Source organism: Sinorhizobium meliloti, assembly GCF_017876815.1.
In the GTDB taxonomy this organism is placed as follows: domain Bacteria; phylum Pseudomonadota; class Alphaproteobacteria; order Rhizobiales; family Rhizobiaceae; genus Sinorhizobium; species Sinorhizobium meliloti.
Genome location: NZ_JAGIOS010000001.1, coordinates 2,340,141 through 2,357,035, shown reverse-complemented (window position 1 = coordinate 2,357,035; position 16,895 = coordinate 2,340,141). Strand labels below are relative to the sequence as shown.

16 protein-coding genes and 1 pseudogene are annotated in these 16,895 nt (G+C 63.6%); 6 read left to right on the top strand and 11 right to left on the bottom strand.

Going from position 1 to position 16,895, the window contains the following annotated elements:
* Positions 1 to 8: 8 nt before the first annotated feature.
* The 5 genes from JOH52_RS11110 to JOH52_RS11090 all read left to right on the top strand — a co-directional run bounded on the left by JOH52_RS11110 (position 9) and on the right by JOH52_RS11090 (position 3,909).
* Positions 9 to 959 (top strand): heme/hemin ABC transporter substrate-binding protein, encoded by a 951-nt coding sequence (locus tag JOH52_RS11110; protein WP_010969934.1) that lies wholly within the window; start codon positions 9 to 11, stop codon positions 957 to 959.
* Positions 946 to 2,064 carry a FecCD family ABC transporter permease gene (locus tag JOH52_RS11105; protein WP_013844765.1) on the top strand — a complete coding sequence of 373 codons (1,119 nt, stop codon included), beginning with the start codon at positions 946 to 948 and terminating at the stop codon, positions 2,062 to 2,064. Before JOH52_RS11110 ends, JOH52_RS11105 begins: the two co-directional genes overlap by 14 nt.
* Before the next feature lie 8 nt (positions 2,065 to 2,072).
* Complete coding sequence (locus JOH52_RS11100) at positions 2,073 to 2,861, top strand: heme ABC transporter ATP-binding protein (protein ID WP_010969935.1); 789 nt, start codon at positions 2,073 to 2,075, stop codon at positions 2,859 to 2,861.
* Positions 2,862 to 3,067: 206 nt separating this feature from the next.
* Positions 3,068 to 3,430: an ElaB/YgaM/YqjD family protein gene (locus JOH52_RS11095; protein WP_003536371.1), complete on the top strand. Its 363-nt coding sequence runs from the start codon at positions 3,068 to 3,070 to the stop codon at positions 3,428 to 3,430.
* A gap of 47 nt (positions 3,431 to 3,477) precedes the next feature.
* Positions 3,478 to 3,909 carry a hypothetical protein gene (locus tag JOH52_RS11090; protein ID WP_003536372.1) on the top strand — a complete coding sequence of 144 codons (432 nt, stop codon included), beginning with the start codon at positions 3,478 to 3,480 and terminating at the stop codon, positions 3,907 to 3,909.
* A gap of 165 nt (positions 3,910 to 4,074) precedes the next feature.
* Here JOH52_RS11090 and JOH52_RS11085 read toward each other — a convergent pair whose 3' ends face one another.
* The 3 genes from JOH52_RS11085 to rsiA1 form a co-directional block, all read right to left on the bottom strand.
* Complete coding sequence (locus JOH52_RS11085) at positions 4,075 to 5,580, bottom strand: sensor histidine kinase (RefSeq protein ID WP_010969936.1); 1,506 nt, start codon at positions 5,578 to 5,580, stop codon at positions 4,075 to 4,077.
* Between the two features lie 293 nt (positions 5,581 to 5,873).
* Positions 5,874 to 6,428, bottom strand: coding sequence for an RNA polymerase sigma factor (locus tag JOH52_RS11080; protein ID WP_003525557.1), 555 nt, complete (start codon positions 6,426 to 6,428; stop codon positions 5,874 to 5,876).
* Between the two features lie 7 nt (positions 6,429 to 6,435).
* On the bottom strand, positions 6,436 to 6,603 hold the full coding sequence (gene rsiA1, locus JOH52_RS11075; protein WP_003525565.1) for an anti-sigma factor RsiA1: 168 nt from the start codon (positions 6,601 to 6,603) through the stop codon (positions 6,436 to 6,438).
* 160 nt (positions 6,604 to 6,763) lie between these two features.
* Here rsiA1 and rsiB1 point away from each other — a divergent pair, with 160 nt between their 5' ends.
* The gene (gene rsiB1, locus JOH52_RS11070; protein ID WP_003525566.1) at positions 6,764 to 7,558 is read left to right on the top strand and encodes a PhyR-type response regulator RsiB1; all 795 of its coding nucleotides are present in this window, start codon (positions 6,764 to 6,766) and stop codon (positions 7,556 to 7,558) included.
* 382 nt (positions 7,559 to 7,940) lie between these two features.
* Here the strand turns inward: rsiB1 and JOH52_RS11065 are convergent, their stop codons facing one another.
* From JOH52_RS11065 to JOH52_RS11030, 8 genes and pseudogenes are all read right to left on the bottom strand, one after another.
* The gene (locus JOH52_RS11065; protein ID WP_010969937.1) at positions 7,941 to 9,524 is read right to left on the bottom strand and encodes an FGGY-family carbohydrate kinase; all 1,584 of its coding nucleotides are present in this window, start codon (positions 9,522 to 9,524) and stop codon (positions 7,941 to 7,943) included.
* A gap of 83 nt (positions 9,525 to 9,607) precedes the next feature.
* Complete coding sequence (locus JOH52_RS11060; RefSeq protein ID WP_003525568.1) at positions 9,608 to 10,282, bottom strand: HAD family hydrolase; 675 nt, start codon at positions 10,280 to 10,282, stop codon at positions 9,608 to 9,610.
* On the bottom strand, positions 10,279 to 11,763 hold the full coding sequence (locus JOH52_RS11055) for a mannitol dehydrogenase family protein (RefSeq protein WP_010969938.1): 1,485 nt from the start codon (positions 11,761 to 11,763) through the stop codon (positions 10,279 to 10,281). Before JOH52_RS11055 ends, JOH52_RS11060 begins: the two co-directional genes overlap by 4 nt.
* 26 nt (positions 11,764 to 11,789) lie before the next feature.
* On the bottom strand, positions 11,790 to 12,563 hold the full coding sequence (locus tag JOH52_RS11050; RefSeq protein ID WP_003525570.1) for an L-iditol 2-dehydrogenase: 774 nt from the start codon (positions 12,561 to 12,563) through the stop codon (positions 11,790 to 11,792).
* A pseudogene (locus JOH52_RS11045) lies at positions 12,560 to 13,560 on the bottom strand (ABC transporter ATP-binding protein). The gene JOH52_RS11050 and the pseudogene JOH52_RS11045 overlap by 4 nt, the downstream one beginning before the upstream one ends.
* 30 nt (positions 13,561 to 13,590) lie before the next feature.
* Positions 13,591 to 14,421 (bottom strand): carbohydrate ABC transporter permease, encoded by an 831-nt coding sequence (locus tag JOH52_RS11040; protein ID WP_010969939.1) that lies wholly within the window; start codon positions 14,419 to 14,421, stop codon positions 13,591 to 13,593.
* A 5-nt stretch (positions 14,422 to 14,426) separates the two neighbouring features.
* The gene (locus JOH52_RS11035; protein ID WP_003525576.1) at positions 14,427 to 15,299 is read right to left on the bottom strand and encodes a carbohydrate ABC transporter permease; all 873 of its coding nucleotides are present in this window, start codon (positions 15,297 to 15,299) and stop codon (positions 14,427 to 14,429) included.
* Between the two features lie 189 nt (positions 15,300 to 15,488).
* Complete coding sequence (locus tag JOH52_RS11030) at positions 15,489 to 16,799, bottom strand: ABC transporter substrate-binding protein (RefSeq protein WP_003525578.1); 1,311 nt, start codon at positions 16,797 to 16,799, stop codon at positions 15,489 to 15,491.
* Positions 16,800 to 16,895 lie beyond the last annotated feature (96 nt).

Sequence of the window (16,895 nt, the reverse complement as noted above, 5' to 3'; positions counted from 1 at the left end):
AGGAAGTGATGATGAACGGCTTCGCTATCCGCCGTCTTCGGCGTTGGGAAATGGCCCTCGCGGCCTTCGCGCTGTCGGCGCCCTTCGTGCTGCCCTCGTTTGCGCCGGGAGCCCCGCCTTTCCTGCGCCCGGCGATGGCCGAGGTGCTCGAGCAGCCGGACACCTCCCGCGTCGTCTCGGTGGGCGGCGCGATTACTGAAATCATCTATGCGCTCGGCGAGGAGAACCGCCTCGTCGGGCGCGATTCCACCAGCATTTACCCGGAGGCGGCAACCAAGCTGCCTGATGTCGGCTACATGCGGCAATTGGCGCCCGAAGGCGTCCTCGCAGTCAATCCGACGGCAATCGTCGCCGTCGAGGGCAGCGGCCCGCCGGAAGCGCTCGCTGTGCTCAAAGAGGCGAACATTCCCTTCACCAGCGTCCCCGAGACCTATGACAAGGACGGCATCGTCAATAAGATCCGCGCGGTCGGCGCTTTCCTCGGCGTGAAGGAAAAGGCCGAAACGCTCGCGCAATCCGTGGAGAAGGATCTCGCCGCCGCCATGGCCGACAGTGCCGCTCGCCCGCAAGGCGAGCGCAAGCGTGTCCTCTTCATTCTGAGCACCCAGGGCGGCAGGGTTCTCGCCTCCGGTACCGGCACCGCCGCCGCCGGTATCATCGAGCTTGCCGGCGGGGTCAACGCCGTCGGCACCCTGCCCGGCTACAAGGCGCTGACTGAGGAGGCGATCATCGAGGCCAAGCCCGATGTAGTCCTGATGATGAATCGCGGCGGGAGCCACGCTGCAGGCCCCGACGAACTCTTCGCCCTTCCGGCGCTCAGCCTGACCCCGGCTGCGAAGAACAAGGCACTGATCCGCATGGATGGGCTGCATCTGCTCGGCTTCGGCCCCCGCACGGCAGGTGCCATCCGCGAACTGAACGCCGCAATCTACGGAAAGAAGACCAATGCCTCGCAGTGAGGCCATGGAAGGCGCGATGCGCAGGCCGGCACTTGCCGCCCGGATCGTCCGCGACTGGCGCAGCGGAGACCGGGCGGGCCTGGCGCGTTGCCTGATCGCAGTGCTGGCGGTGCTTGCGGCGGCGACGTTCATGACGTCGATAACGACCGGCGCGGCGGATGCATCGCTTTCCAGTATCTTTCGCTGGCTCTCCGGCGAGACCGATCAGGCCATGAGCGCACGCGACCGCATCATCATCCTCGATATTCGCCTGCCGCGCGCCGTGCTCGGAATGCTCGTCGGCGCGTCGCTTGCCGTTTCCGGCGTGGTGATGCAGGGCCTCTTCCGCAACCCGCTGGCCGATCCCGGCCTCGTTGGCGTTTCCTCCGGCGCAAGCCTCGGCGCGGTGCTTTTGATCGTGCTCGGTGACGTTGCCTTTGGCCCGCTCTTCGCAGTTTTCGGCTTCTATGCCCTCCCCTTCGGCGCCTTCCTCGGCGGCCTTGCCACCACGCTGCTGCTCTACCGGATCGCGACCCGCGGCGGCCAGACGTCGGTCGCGACGATGCTGCTGGCGGGCATTGCGCTGGGCGCCCTTGCCGGTGCAGTGACGGGCGTACTCGTCTTCATCGCGGACGACAAGCAACTGCGCGATCTCACTTTCTGGGGCCTCGGATCGCTCGCCGGCGCCAACTGGACCAAGATCGCCGCCGCCGGACCGATCATCCTGGTGTCTCTTGCAGTCGTCCCTTTCCTGGCGCGCGGGCTCAACGCCATCACGCTCGGCGAAGCCGCTGCCTATCACATGGGCGTCCCGGTCCAGCGGTTGAAAAACATTGCCGTCTTCAGCGTCGCCGGCGCCACCGGCGCGTCGGTGGCCGTCAGCGGCGGCATCGGCTTCGTCGGCATCGTCGTTCCGCATCTCCTGCGGCTGGTCATCGGCCCGGATCATCGCTACCTGCTGCCGGCCTCAGCCCTGCTTGGCGGCACGCTGCTGATCTTCGCCGACATGCTCGCCCGCACGATCGTGTCGCCGGCCGAACTGCCGATCGGCATCATCACCGCCTTCGTGGGTGCGCCCTTCTTTCTCTGGGTGCTGCTCAGGGGCCGGTCGAACATGGGACTTTGATTGCGGCCATGATCAGAGCATCCGATATTTCCGTCCGCCTCGCCGGAAGACAGGTGCTGCACGGCATCTCCCTCGATGCCGCCCCCGGTGCAATGACTGCAATCGTCGGCCCGAACGGATCGGGAAAGACCACGACCTTGAAAGCGATCTCGGGCGAGCTCACGCCTTCGGCCGGCAAGGTCACCATCAACGGTCGCGACATCGCAAGCCTGAAACCGTGGGAGCTTGCGCTCAAGCGCGGCGTGCTGCCGCAGTCGACCGTCATTTCCTTTCCGTTCACCGTTCGGGAGATCGTGCGCCTCGGCCTCATGGCCAACGGCGGCGAGGCTTCCGCCCACGGCCGGATTGCCGACCAGGCGCTCGAAGCCGTCGATCTTGCCGGATTTTCGGGGCGCTTCTACCAGGAGCTATCGGGCGGCGAACAGCAGCGGGTCCAGCTCGCGCGCGTCCTCTGCCAGATCTCGGCCCCGGTCGCGGCCGGTGAACCACGCTATCTCCTGCTCGATGAGCCGGTATCGAGCCTCGACATCCGCCACCAGCTCACGATCATGCGGCTTGCGCGCCAATTCTGCGCCGACGGCGGCGGTGTCGTCGCGGTCATGCACGATCTCAACCTTACATCGATGTTTGCCGATCAGATCGTGATGATGAAAGCCGGCCGCATCCGGGCGCGTGGAGCACCGAAAGACGTGCTGACCGACGAGACCATGGAAGCGGTCTTCGGCTGCCGAATGCGGGTGAGCGTCGCTCCGGCACACGATATCCCGTTCGTATTGCCGCAGTCCGCCACGATGTAAAGCTGGGCTCACCGCGGCAACGTCAGGATTTACCGAAACAAATTCCTCCCTCATGCGTTGATCTACAATGCCGGCGTGTACATCGCGCCGCCGCGTGTCCTATCGGGCGCACAAAAGAGCCGGGGAGTGTGCCTTCGCCGGCCAATTCGCATGAACCGATCACATGCCGGCCGTTTCGCGCCGGCACAGCAGCGAGGGAGAAGACAATGGCGACAGGCATGTTCTCAGGCTCGGGCAGCCGCAAGCGCAACGGCAGCGCGATCGACCCGTCGGTAGAGGATCAGCTGAACGAAATACGCGAAGACATCGCGCAGCTCATGGCGCTGATTGCCGACCGCGGCGCTGCGGCTTCGCGTGACGCAAAGGCCAAGGCGCGCGGCGCCCGTGACCAGGCCGAAACCGACCTGCACGCCCTGATGGAGAGCGGCGAGCAGATGCTTTCCGACTTGCGCGGCCGCTATGCGGATACGGAAAGGGAGGTCCGTCGGACGATACGCGAGCATCCTCTTGCGACGCTCGGCACCGCAGCCGTAATCGGCCTCATCGCAGCCGCTTTGCTGCGCCGATGAGGCCCTGTCAGGCGTCGCGTTGACCGAGTATGAAGGGGAGCTACCTTATGGGGACACTCGGGACTGTCCTGTCGGCCCTGCTTGCATTCGACGCCGCCGCTGCGGCGTCGCGCTATAAGCGCAATGCGGTCCTCTGGGCCATCATCGCCGTGCTTCTCGGCAGCGCCTACGTCTTCGCCCTGATCGCAATCGCCCTGCTTCTCTCGGCGCGCTATTCGCCGGTCGCCGCAGCGCTGACGGTAACCGCCGCCCTGGTGGTGACCGCCCTGGTCGTCATCGGCGTCATGGCCGGGCTGAACGCCCGCGACCGCCGGCTTGCCGACGAACGCCGGCGCCGTTCGGCGATGCGGACGAATCTTGCGCTCGTCGCAGTGACAAGCATCCTGCGCAAGCAGCCGCTGCTGGGCGCGGCGACCGGGATTGCCGTTGCCGCGCTGCTCGGACTGAGCCGGGGCCGCAAGCGCAGCGACGATCGATAGGTGGCCCCTCATCCCGCTGCCGCGACCTTCTCCCCGCAAGCGGGGAGAAGGGACAAGCCTCGGGCTCACCATCCTCCTTGATAACCGAGGGGCGAACCGTGCCGCGAGTCCCCTTCGCCCCGCTTGCGGGGAGAAGGTGCCGGCAGGCGGATGAGGGGCAAATCATCAAAGCGGCAGCCGGATCAACGCCGTGACCCCCGCAGGCAGATATTCGACTTTCACCGAGCTCCCGATGATCTTGTCCAGGCTGCGCTCGATCAGGATCGAGCCGAAACCGCGGCGACGCGGCTCGCGAATGGGCGGTCCGCCCACTTCGGTCCAGGTCAGATGCAGCACGGACTCGCCGTCCTCGACCACGCGGCGCGCGGTCAGCACGATCTTCCCCGTCGGCACCGAGAGCGCGCCGTATTTTACGGCGTTCGTCGCCAATTCGTGCAGCACCAGTCCAAGCCCGACGGCCTGGTCGGGACCCAGCAGGATCTCGTCCTTGTGCAGCTCGACCTGTTGGGAATAGTCGCTGACATAGGGCAGCAACTGTTTCGAAATTAGTTCCGAAAGGTGGATCGTGCCCCATTCGTAGTCGGAAAGGAGCCCGTGCGCCTCGGAAATCGCCTGAAGCCGGCCGGCAAAGGCGGTCATGAACTCGGCCGGGTCACTCGTTTGCCGGAGCGTCTGGCGGGCGAGCGACTGGAGCATTGCAAGCGTGTTCTTGACCCGGTGGTTGAGCTCCTTCAGCAACAGCCGCGTACGGTTTACCGACGCCTGCTGGTCCGAGACGTCGATCGTCATGCCGAGAAAGCTCAGGGGCGCGCCCTTGCTGTCCCGGTCGTGCACGCGGCCGCGGCCGAGAAGCCATCGCCCGTTCGTGCCGATGCGAAACATGCCGTCATATTCCTCGTTGGCAGCCATCGCCTGACGGAGCTTCGAGAAGGTCGGGATGCGATCCTCGGGATGAATGGCGGAGAAGATCGCCTTGGCGCCGACGGTGCGCTCCGGCGGAAGGCCGAACATGCGCATCATCGCGCCATTGCCGGAGACCGTACCCGCGCGAATGTCCCAGAGCCAGCTGCCGACATTGGCCGCGTCGAGCGCCATGGCGAGCCGCTGCTCCTCGCGGGAAAGCGCGGCCTCCTTGAGCGCACGGCGGCGCGCCTCGTCCTTCAGCTTGAACAGCGAGGCGGCGACACCTGCGATGCGCTGCAGCTCGCTTTGCCGTTTGGCCGAGACCTCGGACCGGGGCTCGACATCGAGAACCGCGACGGTTCCTATCGCCTGACCGTCCAGAACAATCGGCGCGCCCGCATAAAAGCGCACGAATGGCGGACTGCCGACCGCCCGGCGGTGGCGGAACGCCGGATGGCGGGAGGCATCAAGCACGAGGAAGGGGCCGCCATCGCCTGCCGCAATCGTATGAACGCAGAAGGACTCGCGAACGTGCGACCGCGTTTCCGTCGTTCCGATGCATGCCTTGAACCATTGCCATTCGCGATCGACCAGGCTGACGAGAGCGATAGGCGCGTCGAAAAGGCTCGCGGCAAGCCGCGCCAGCCCGTCGAAATCCTCGTCGGGGACCGACATGTCCGGCACGGCAGCCTGAAGGACACCGAGCCGCTCCGGCGCGTCGAGCACCTGCGCTACCGCTGGAAGCATCGCCTCTGTCTTTTCACGCATCCGGCCTGAACTCCAAACTCGCGCAGGCACCTGAAATTCGGCTCCGCTGAATGTTTCCTTCGACCGGAGCCGATCCAAGGATGAAAACATACAGCAAATTGGAGCAATATGGCGACCGCGCTCCGTCGATCGAACGCAGCCCTCGGAATGCCCGCTTCCGCTCCCGAGCCACCGCTATCCGGCACCGCTCTACTGCATATGTCCTTGAATCGTTACCGATTCAAGGACATGCAACAAATCGAGGTGCTACCGCGGCCCTTGCGCGTCCGATACGACCGCGCTGCAGGATCGAATCACGAAACGAAGGCACGCGAGGTGATGGGTGCGGAGGTCTCGTCAGGCCCGTAGTCGTTTTCTCCCCTGACCTGTAGAATTTCCTGCAGCCGCTGACGCGCCCTGTTGACGCGGCTCTTGATCGTTCCGAGCGCACAACCGCAGATCGTGGCGGCCTCCTCGTAGGAGAAGCCCGAGGCCCCCACAAGGATGATCGCTTCGCGTTGATCGGGCGGCAACTGTTCGAGCGCCCGGCGGAAATCCTGCAGATCGAGCGAGCCGTATTGTTCCGGGTGATGTGCAAGCGTTTCCGTCAAGTGGCCGTCGCTGTCCTGCACCTCGCGCCCACGCTTGCGCATCTGACTGTAAAGCTCGTTGCGCAGGATCGTGAAAAGCCAGGCCTTCATGTTGGTACCGATCTCGAAATGATCCTGCTTGGCCCAGGCCTTCATGATCGTGTCCTGCACGAGATCGTCCGCCCGGTCGTGCCGCCCGATCAGCGACATCGCAAAGGCGCGCAGGCTCGGCAGCGCGGCAAGCATCTCACGCTTGAACTCTTGGTTTTCGGATGACATCCGGCGCTTACTCCTTGCCCTGCAGAGCCGATTGCTGTTCCGCAGCTTCCAGCTTTTCCAGTAGATCGAGAAAGCGTGCCGGTATCGCTTCCTCCTGCACCGACTGGTAGAGGGCCTTCAGCTTCACCGCAATCTGCGCATTCGGATCGTCGGAGGACGGACTTTTACCGATCATCCGCCCTGCCCCTGTCGTATATCTCATTGTTGCAATTTCGCCCTTGAAAGTTCGCCTGCACCATAACGCCTCGGAAAAATGAAATGTTCCGAAGCGGAACCATTTTTTCGGAGAAACGTTTCCGCAACGATATTTCGCCATGGATCGAGGGAGTCCCTGAATGACATTGTCCACCCGTATTGCTCCATTTCTTCCTTATCTGCGCCGCTATTCACGTGCCCTGACCGGGTCGCAGACCTCTGGAGATGCCTATGTCGCGGCCGTGCTCGAGGCACTTATCGCGGACACGTCGATCTTTCCGGAAGCAAGCAGCGACAGGGTAGCGTTGTTCCGTCTCTTCACATCCATGTTCGGCTCGTCTTCCGTCCTCGTGCCGGAGCCGGTATCGCCCTTTGCCTGGGAACAGCGCGCATCCGTCAACCTCGCGGCGGTCTCGCCGCTCGCACGCCAGGCGTTCCTGCTCGTATCGGTCGAAGCGTTCACGCCACAGGAAGCCGCCGAAGTACTCGATGTAGACGCCGCCAAGCTGGCCGCACTTCTCGACCGCGCATCCCAGGAAATTTCCCGTCAGGTTGCAACCGAGATCATGATCATCGAGGACGAGCCGCTGATCGCGATCGACATCGAGCAAATGGTCGAAAGCCTCGGCCACAGCGTGACCGGGATCGCACGCACCAAGGACGAAGCGATCGCCCTCTACGAGACGACGAAGCCGAACATGGTGCTCGCAGACATTCAGCTCGCGGACGGCAGCTCGGGAATCGATGCCGTCAACGAAATCCTGAAGACGGCCGCCGTTCCGGTGATTTTCATCACCGCCTTCCCGGAGCGTCTCCTGACAGGTGAACGTCCCGAGCCCACGTTCCTCGTCACCAAGCCTTTCAATCCGGAAATGGTGAAGGCCCTGATCAGCCAGGCGCTGTTCTTCAACGAGACGACAAAGGCAGCCGCCTGAATTCGAAGCGCGCGATCCAGAGCCGATCGGCCCTGGATCGCCTCGCAAGCTTCCCCTATACCCTGCACCTGTCGCTTTCACCCTCATCCCTGTGCTTGTCACAGGAATGAGGTTCGATGGTAACCACCGTCAACAACCCAAACACGCTCGGCGATCATACCCCGAAGCAAAACAGCCAGTGCCGAGGGAAGGGCACTGGCTGAGCTTTGGCAACTCACTGAGGGGGGATGTGAGTTGGCAACCGGCGGTATGCCTCCGACGTCACATTGGGGGCGATGTGCGTCACCGTCCGGTTATCGCCATAATGCACGAGGCGAAAAAAGGTTCCGCGGATAATCGTCAAGATCTGCAGATGAAAATCTGCACCTTCCCGCATCTCAGTTCACTCCATCGCCTCCAGTTCTTCGCGATGGCGATAGAGCGCGAGGAAGCGCCGATAATCCCGGTCGTAGATGCGGCGCAGCGCCGGGTCGGGGAGCCGTTCCGTTCCAGCCGACGACATCGCCGGTCCGGCGCTGGCAAGGTCCGGATAGAGCTCGCCGGCGACGGCCGCCGTCATTGCCGTGCCGAGGAGAACGGCGTCGGGCGCCTGGGGTGCGACGACCCGGCAGCCGGTGACGTCGCAATAAAGCTCCATCAGCAGGGGGTTGCGCACATGCCCGCCGGTCACGTGCAGCGTGTCGAGTTCGTAGCCCGCTTCTTTCATCATCTCGAGGATGTGGCGAATCCCGAGCGCGATCGCGACGCAGGTCCGCCAATAGAGCCGGCACAGCGCATCGAAGGAGGAGTCGAGCGGCAGCCCGCTGATGACGCCGAGTGCATGCGGATCGGCAAGCGGCGACCGGTTGCCGTGGAAATCCGGGAGCACGTGAAGGCGCTGGGCAAAGTCGGCGCCATGAACCGCGCGCATTTCCTGCACGCGCTCGATGATCTTCGCATGCGTTTCGGTCGTCGGCGGTAGTCCGCCTCCGTGCAGCCGCACGATATGATCGAGCAGCGCTCCGGTCGCCGACTGACCGCCTTCGATGAGCCAGAGCCCGGGCAAGACCGCCTCGAAATAGGGCCCCCACATGCCGAAACCCGGCTTCATGTCCTTGGAAAAGGCGACGATGCAGCTCGAAGTTCCGCCGATCAGTGCCAGCTGGCGCTCCAGCTTCGCCGGCGCGTCCGCGAAGCCGCCGAGCACGCCGAGCGCCCCGGCATAGGCATCGATCAGCCCCGGCGCGACCTGGCATCCGGTGTCGAGCCCGAGCTCCTCCGCCGCGCTCGCGCTCAGGCGACCGACGGCGCGCTCCACCGGCAGCGTCTCTTCGGGCAATCCACCACGTTCGAGGAGGTCCTCAAGACCGATCTGCTCCAGGTAATCCTGCTGCCAGCCGCGTCTCTCGTGGGCGAGATAGTTCCATTTTGCCGTCAGCGTACAGCGCGAGCGGGCCGTACTTCCGGTCGACCGCCAGGACATGTAGTCCGCGAGGTCGAAGAAATACCCCGCCCGTTCCCATTGCTGCGGAAGGTTGCGCTTCAGCCACATCAGCTTCGGCATTTCCATTTCGGGCGACATCACCCGTCCGGAATGATCGAGAACGGGATGCTTGGTCGCCGTACAGAAATCGGCTTCCGCCAACGCCCGGTGGTCTAGCCAGACGATGGTGTCCCAGCGTGCCTCCCCCTGACGGTTGACCGAAAGCGGCGCGCCGTCGCGATCGCGCACGACGAGCGAACAGGTGGCGTCGAAGCCGATCGCCGCGATGCTCTCGGCCGGCACAGCGGCCTTCTCGCGCGCCGATCTGACGGCACCGCAGACCGCAGCCCAGATGTCCTCTGAATCGTGCTCGGCGTGGTTTTCCTCCGGACGGTTCATTGCAATCGTCCGATCGGCCCGCGCCAGGAGCTTACCTCGCCGATCGAAGACGCCGGCGCGGGCGCTGCCGGTTCCGATATCGACCGCCACGACATAATTGCGCATCAATGGATGCCCCCGTCCCGAAAAATGATGGATTTTCGCCGAGCGGGACGACGCGGCCGCAAAACCGCCCCGTCCTGCTCTCCCTATTGCCGGACAAACTGTATCAATTCGCCCATGTCGTCAAACAGCACGTCGGGTTCGAGGCTGGCGAGCGTCCGCCGGTGGCGGTCGTTTCGTGCGTGGCTGCCCCCCGCGAAGGCGAAGACGCGCATGCCGGCGGACTTTGCCGCCTCGATGCCGGCCGGGCTGTCCTCGATGACGATGCAATCGGACGGGTGATAGCCCATCTCCGCGCTTGCATGCAGGAAAAGGTCGGGCGCCGGCTTGCCGCGCGCCACCATGCTGGCGCTGAAGATGTTCGGCTCGAAGAGATCGATGAGCCCCGTCACGGTCAGCGAGAGGCGGATGCGCTCCGGCTGGCTCGACGAAGCCACGCAATGGGCGGTGCCCAGGCCTTCCACCGCCTCGCGTATGCGGGCGATCGGCCTCAGTTCCTCGCGAAACCGTGCATAGAGCCGGGTCCGCATGCCTTCGAGAAATACCTCGTCGGTCGCAAGTCCGTGTTCTTCGTGCAGGATCGTCGACATGGTCTTCAAGCTGCGGCCGAGGAAGCGCTCGCTCGCCTCCTCCGCCGTCATCGAAACGCCGGCAGCCGCGAGCGCGTCGACGAGGACCCCGAGCGAAATCGGTTCGCTGTCCACCAATACGCCGTCACAATCGAAAATCACCAGCCTGGAGGCGTGCCCCACCATCGTCATTCCCCGAGGTTTCCGTCCAGATAAAGCTGGAGCGTGGCACGCGTACCCTTTTCCCAAAGCACTTTCAACGCGTGAGCGAAACGGCGGCGGAAGAGATCGGATTGCGCGACATCGCCGAAGATGTCGGAAAGCGCAAGGAACGCCATTGGATCGTCCTTCGCTGCAACCGCGGCGGCATGCAGCCGGTCGGCGTTGGCGTCGTTGAAAACGATCTCCTTGCCGCTGTCCGACTTGCCGGCGAAATAGCGGCACCACAGCGCCGAAACGAGCGACAACCCGACGACGTCTTCGCCGCGGCGCAGGCGGTCGGCCGTCGACGGCAGGATGAATTTCGGCTGTCGGTTGGAGCCGTCCTGCGCCAGCCGCGCGACCGTGTCGCCGATCTTCGGATTGGAGAAACGCGTCTCGATGAGCTTGTAATAATCCTTCAGATCCGTGTCCGGAACGGGCGGTATCACCGGGATGATCTCGTCGTGCTCCAGCTTTGACAGGAAGGCGCGGATCAACGGCTCCTCCATCGCCTCATGAACGAAATGGATGTCGAGCAGTGCCGCCGGATAGGCGATCGCCGCATGGCCGCCGTTGAGGATACGGATCTTCATGTGCTCGTACGGCGCCACGTCGGGCACGAACTGAACGCCCACCTCTTCCAGCGCCGGGCGGCCTTGCGGGAAGCGGTCTTCCAGCACCCATTGCTTGAATTCCTCGCAAAAGACCGGCCAGGCATCGTCGATTCCGTATTGCGAGGCGACGATGCCGATCTCGCGGGCACCGGTCGCCGGCGTGATGCGATCGACCATGCCGTTCGGAAAGGCGACATTGGCATCGATCCAGTCCGCAAAGCCTGGATCGGAAAGGCGCGCCAGACCGGAAACGGCAGCGTGGGTGACCTCCCCGTTTCCAGGAATATTGTCGCAGGACATGATCGTGAACGGCGGAATACCCTTGGCGCGGCGTTCGGCGAGCCCTGCCAGGATGAGGCCGAAGACGGTTTTTGGAGCCGCCGGATCGCGCGCATCCTCGACGATCGCCGGATGCGCCGGGTCGAAGACGCCGGATGCCGGATCGATGAAATAGCCGCCTTCGGTGATCGTCAGGGAGACGATGCGGATGAGCGGGCTCGCGAGCTGCGCCACGATCGCGGGCGTGTCGCCGGGCTCGAGGTAGGCGATCATGGCGCCGGTGACATGCGCGCCCGTGCGGTTGTTGTCCTGCTCGACCACCGTCGTCAGGAAATCCTGCGCTTCGAGCTTGTCGCGCATGACCTTGTCCGATGGCAGGACACCCGCGCCGATGATCGCCCAATCGCGATCGCGTCCCAGGTTGAAAAGGTCATCGAGATAGACCGCCTGATGCGCGCGGTGGAAATTGCCGACGCCGAAGTGCACGATGCCGGCCCGAAGGTCATGCCGGCCGTAGTTCGGGACGCCGGCCGTGGCTTTGACCGCGTCGAGCGTGGCAAGGGAGAATTTGGTCGCCATCCTTTCAATCCTTTCGCGAACGAGCCTCAGCTCATCCAGTTGCCGCCATCGACGTTATAGGTCTGCGAGACGATGTAGTCGCTTTCCGCCGAGGCGAGGAAGATCGCCATGCCGGTCAGGTCCTCTGCGGTACCCATGCGCCCGAAGGGAACGGCCTCGCCCACCAAACGCTTCTTCTCGCCGCGCGGACGGTTCTCGTATCTGGCGAAAAGCGCGTCGACGCCGTCCCAGTGCTCACCGTCGACGACGCCGGGAGCGATGGCGTTGACGTTGATGCGGTGCTTGATGAGATCGAGACCGGCCGACTGGGTGAGGCTGATGACTGCAGCCTTCGTGGCGCAATAGATCGCCACCAGAGCTTCCCCGCGCCTGCCCGCCTGGCTCGCCATGTTGATGATCTTGCCGCCCCTGCCCTGCGCGATCATCTGCCTGGCGGCCGCCTGCAACGTGAAGAGCGTGCCGGCGACATTGATCGCGAACAGTTTTTCGTAGCTCTCGCGGGTGATCTCGACGATCGGCGCGAGGTCGAAGAGCGCGGCATTGTTGACGAGGATGTCTAGCCCGCCGGCATGTTCGACAGTCGCGGCGATCGCGGCGTCGATGGAGTCCTGCCGGGTCACATCCATTTGGACCGCATAGGCCGCAGGCCCGATCTCCGCCGCCGCCTGTCTCGCCCGCTCGATATCGATGTCGGCGATGGCGACCGTGGCGCCCTCGCGGACGTAGGCTTCGGCAAAAGCGCGGCCGATACCCCGCGCCGATCCGGTGATCAGCGCGCTCTTTCCTTCAAGACGTTTCATCGAATTGCCAGTCCCTTTTCATCGAACCTGTGGAGGCGCTCAGCATCGGGCGTCAGGTAGACCTGATCGCCATGGGTCACCGCGAAGTCGCCGCCGACGCGCGCCGTCAAAGTACCGATGCCGTCGGCGTTCACGTGCAGGAAGGTGTCCGAGCCGAGATGCTCGGCCACTCCCACCGTGCCCCGCCATGTGCCCTGATCCTTCGAAAGGGCAATATGCTCCGGGCGGATGCCGATCGTGTGGGCCTGATGGGCCGCGGCCGGCGCACCGGTGACGAAATTCATCTTCGGCGACCCGATGAAACCGGCGACGAAGAGATTGTCCGGCCTGCGGTAGAGGTCGAGGGGCGAGCCCACCTGCTCGATGCGCCGCGGTTGAGCACGACGATCTTGTCGGCCATGGTCATGGCCTCCACCTGGTCGTGCGTCACGTAGACCATCGTCGTCTTCAGTTGCTGGTGAAGCTGGCTGATCTCCAGTCGCATGTTGACCCGCAGCGCGGCGTCGAGGTTAGACAGCGGCTCGTCGAAAAGGAAGGCTTCCGGCTGGCGAACGATCGCCCGGCCGATCGCGACGCGCTGGCGCTGGCCGCCGGAAAGCTGGCGGGGCTTGCGGTCGAGATAGTCGGTGAGGTTCAGGACGCGCGCCGCGTCCTCGACCTTCTTGTCGATCGAGGCCTTGTCCTCACCCGCCATCTTCAGCGGAAAGGCGATGTTGGAGCGCACGCTCATATGCGGATAGAGCGCGTAGGACTGGAACACCATCGAAAGCCCGCGCCTTGCCGGCGGCAGCTCGGTGGCGTTCCGGCCGTCGATGACGATCTCGCCATCGCTGACGTCCTCCAGTCCGGCGATCAGCCTCAGAAGCGTGGACTTGCCGCAGCCCGAGGGGCCGACGAAGACGACAAACTCGCCGTCGGTGATATCGAGGTCTATCGAGGGGATGACGGCGTGGGCGCCGAAGACCTTCGATACGTTCTTGAGAGTGATGCTTCCCATGGTCTTACCCTTATTTGAACCGCGTCGGCCTTATTTGACTGCGCCGAAAGTGAGGCCGCGCACGAGCTGTTTTTGCGAGAACCAGCCGAGAATGAGGATGGGTGCGATCGCCATCGTGGAGGCCGCAGACAGCTTGGCGTAGAAGAGACCCTCCGGGCTCGAATATGAGGCGATGAACGCGGTGAGCGGCGCGGCTTTCGCGGCGCTCAGATTCAAGGTCCAGAACGCTTCGTTCCAGGCAAGGATGATGTTGAGCAGCAGCGTCGAGGCGATGCCGGGGATCGCCATCGGCGTCAGCACATAGATGATCTCCTTGGTGAGCGAGGCGCCGTCCATGCGCGCCGCTTCGAGGATCTCGCCGGGGATTTCCTTGAAATAGGTGTAGAGCATCCAGATGATGATCGGCAGGTTGATCAGCGTCAGTACGATCACGAGCCCTGTGCGCGTGTCGAGCAGTCCCCAGTTGCGGAATATCAGATACATCGGCACCAGCACGCCGACCGGCGGCATCATCTTGGTGGAGAGCATCCACATCAGCACATCCTTGGTGCGCTTCGTCGGCGAGAACGCCATCGCCCAGGCCGACGGGATCGCGATCAACAGGCCGAGCAGGGTCGAGCCGAAGGAAACGACCACCGAATTCATGAAGTGCTTCAGGTAATCCGACCGGCTCTGCACCTCGGAATAGTTCTCGGTGGTCCAGTCGAAGAAGAGGAAGACCGGCGGAGAGGCGATCGCCTGGGCTTCCGTCTTGAAGCTCGTCAGGAAGGTCCAGAGGATCGGAAAGAAGATCAGGATTCCGATCGTCCAGGCCACCACGGTCGTGATGAGCTTGCGCCCGGTAGAGACGTTGCGTGCCATGGGTCTCAAGCCTCCAGCGTCTTGCCGATCATGCGCATCAGGAAGAATGCGACGATGTTGGCGAGGATGACCGCGATGATTCCGCCCGCCGAGGCGCCGCCCACATCGAACTGCAGAAGGGCTTGGGCGTAGACGAGGAATGTGAGATTCGTGCTCTGCGTACCCGGACCGCCATTGGTGGTGACGAGGATCTCGGCGAAGACCGACAGCAGGAAGATCGTCTGGATCAGGATGACCACCGTGATCGCCCGTGAGAGATGCGGCAGGACGAGATAGATGAAGCGGCTTACCGCGCCTGCGCCGTCCATCTGTGCGGCTTCCTTCTGCTCCTCGTCGAGCGACTGCAGCGCCGTCAGCAGGATGAGCGTGGCGAAAGGCAGCCATTGCCAGGCGACGATCAGAATGATCGAGAGAAGCGGCGCATTGGCAAGAAAATCGAAGGGCTGCAATCCGAGAAGCTTGGCAAGCCAGGCGAAAAGCCCGTTCACGGGATTCATGAACATGTTCTTCCACACCAGCGCCGCCACAGTCGGCATGATGAGGAAGGGCGCGATCACCAGGATGCGCACGATCCCCTGCCCGAACATCGGCTGGTCGAGAAGAAGCGCCAGCCCGATGCCGCCGACCACGGTGATGAAGAGCACGCCGAGAACGATGGCGAGCGTGTTGAATATCGCCTGGAAGAAGGCCGGGTCGGTGAGGAAATAGGTGTAATTCGTAAGCCCCGCGAACTCCTCCATTCCCGGCATCAGCAGGTTGTAGCGCAGCAGCGAGAAATAGATCGTCATGGCCAGCGGCACGATCATCCAGGCCAGGAGCAGGAGCACCGAGGGCGCGATCATCAGTCGCGCGGCGGAGCGGGTGTGCAAGGTCGCCATGGCGTCCCCCGTGTGAAGTCGACGCGGTTCTTCAAAACGGCAAGCGTATCGCCATCCGAACGCGCGCCATGAATTGGAAAAGTCAGAGCGGAACGCGGATCGAAGGCGGGTTTGCCCCTTTCCCCGTCCCGCTCTGGAGGTAGCCGGAGCGTTCACTGTTTCCAGCAGACGCTCCGGCTCCTTGGGAGCTCACTTGATGTAGCCGGCCTTGGTCATTTCGCGGGTCGACAGCTGCTGCGCGCTGGCAAGCGCCTGATCCACGCTCATCTGACCGGCCAGGGCCGCCGAGAACACCTGCCCGACCGCCGTGCCGAGGCCCTGGAATTCCGGGATCGCCACGAACTGGACGCCGACATAGGGCACCGGCTTCACCGCCGGGTTCTTGGGGTCGGCGGCATTGATCGAGTCCAGGGTCATCTTCGCGAAGGGCGCCGCCTTCTGGTACTCCGGATTCTCATAGAGCGAGGTGCGGGTACCGGGAGGAACGTTCGCCCAGCCTTCCTTCTCGGCAACGAGCTTCAGATAATCCTTGCCCGTCGCCCAGGCGATGAACTTCTGCGCCGACTCGGCCTTCTGCGATCCTGCCGGAATGGCGAGGTTCCAGGCCCAGAGCCAGTTGCCGCGCTTGCCGAGGCCGGTGTCTGGAGCGAGCGCGAAACCGACCTTGTCGGCGACGGTCGACTCCTTCGGATTGGTCACGAAGGAGGCGGCGACGGTCGCGTCGATCCACATGCCGCACTTGCCGGTCTGGAACAGCGACAGGTTCTCGTTGAAGCCGTTGGACGAGGCGCCGGGCGGGCCTGCGTCATTCATCAGCTTGACGTAGAAGTCGAGTGCGTTCTTCCATTCCGGCTGATCGAACTGCGGCTTCCAGTTCTCGTCGAACCAGCGGGCGCCGAAGGCGTTTGCGGTGGCCGTCAGGAAAGCCATGTTCTCGCCCCAGCCGGCCTTGCCGCGCAGGCAGATACCGTAGATCTCGTTGCCCTTGTCGGTGATCTTGCGGGCCGCATCGGCGATGAAATCCCAGGTCGGCGCATCGGGCATGGTAAGCCCGGCCTTCTCGAACAGGTCCTTGCGGTACATGACCATCGAGCTCTCGCCGTAGAACGGTGCTGCATAGAGCTTGCCGTCGATGGTCAGGCCGCTGCGGATCGCCGGCAGAAGGTCGTCGACGTCGTATTCGGGACCGAGGTCGTCGAGCGGCAGGAGCCAGCCCTGCTTCGCCCAGATCGGCACCTCATAGGTGCCGATCGTCATGATGTCGTACTGACCGCCCTTGGTCGCGATGTCGGTCGTGACGCGCTGGCGTAGCACGTTTTCCTCGAGAGTGACCCACTCAAGCTGGATGTCCGGATTTTTCGACGTGAAATCGTCCGTCAGCTTCTGCATCCGGATCATGTCGCCGTTGTTCACGGTGGCAATGGTCAGGGTCTCCGCTTGGGCCAGACCCGCCAGAGCAACTGCCGAGCACGTGCCCAGCAGGAAAGTTCTCAAATTCATCGACTTCCTCCCAGAAGAAATTGAGCATTTGCCTTGCTCGTGAGCAATTACTCACCGATTGAGCTGAAATGTCAATCCGCATTTGTCGCCGCGATG

Coding starts and splice junctions, on each gene's coding strand:
- JOH52_RS11110 (WP_010969934.1), top strand. CDS start 9: ATGATGAACGGCTTCGCTATCCGCCGTCTTCGGCGTTGGGAAATGGCC.
- JOH52_RS11105 (WP_013844765.1), top strand. CDS start 946: ATGCCTCGCAGTGAGGCCATGGAAGGCGCGATGCGCAGGCCGGCACTT.
- JOH52_RS11100 (WP_010969935.1), top strand. CDS start 2,073: ATGATCAGAGCATCCGATATTTCCGTCCGCCTCGCCGGAAGACAGGTG.
- JOH52_RS11095 (WP_003536371.1), top strand. CDS start 3,068: ATGGCGACAGGCATGTTCTCAGGCTCGGGCAGCCGCAAGCGCAACGGC.
- JOH52_RS11090 (WP_003536372.1), top strand. CDS start 3,478: ATGGGGACACTCGGGACTGTCCTGTCGGCCCTGCTTGCATTCGACGCC.
- JOH52_RS11085 (WP_010969936.1), bottom strand. CDS start 5,580: ATGCGTGAAAAGACAGAGGCGATGCTTCCAGCGGTAGCGCAGGTGCTC.
- JOH52_RS11080 (WP_003525557.1), bottom strand. CDS start 6,428: ATGTCATCCGAAAACCAAGAGTTCAAGCGTGAGATGCTTGCCGCGCTG.
- rsiA1 (WP_003525565.1), bottom strand. CDS start 6,603: ATGATCGGTAAAAGTCCGTCCTCCGACGATCCGAATGCGCAGATTGCG.
- rsiB1 (WP_003525566.1), top strand. CDS start 6,764: ATGACATTGTCCACCCGTATTGCTCCATTTCTTCCTTATCTGCGCCGC.
- JOH52_RS11065 (WP_010969937.1), bottom strand. CDS start 9,524: ATGCGCAATTATGTCGTGGCGGTCGATATCGGAACCGGCAGCGCCCGC.
- JOH52_RS11060 (WP_003525568.1), bottom strand. CDS start 10,282: ATGACGATGGTGGGGCACGCCTCCAGGCTGGTGATTTTCGATTGTGAC.
- JOH52_RS11055 (WP_010969938.1), bottom strand. CDS start 11,763: ATGGCGACCAAATTCTCCCTTGCCACGCTCGACGCGGTCAAAGCCACG.
- JOH52_RS11050 (WP_003525570.1), bottom strand. CDS start 12,563: ATGAAACGTCTTGAAGGAAAGAGCGCGCTGATCACCGGATCGGCGCGG.
- JOH52_RS11040 (WP_010969939.1), bottom strand. CDS start 14,421: ATGGCACGCAACGTCTCTACCGGGCGCAAGCTCATCACGACCGTGGTG.
- JOH52_RS11035 (WP_003525576.1), bottom strand. CDS start 15,299: ATGGCGACCTTGCACACCCGCTCCGCCGCGCGACTGATGATCGCGCCC.
- JOH52_RS11030 (WP_003525578.1), bottom strand. CDS start 16,799: ATGAATTTGAGAACTTTCCTGCTGGGCACGTGCTCGGCAGTTGCTCTG.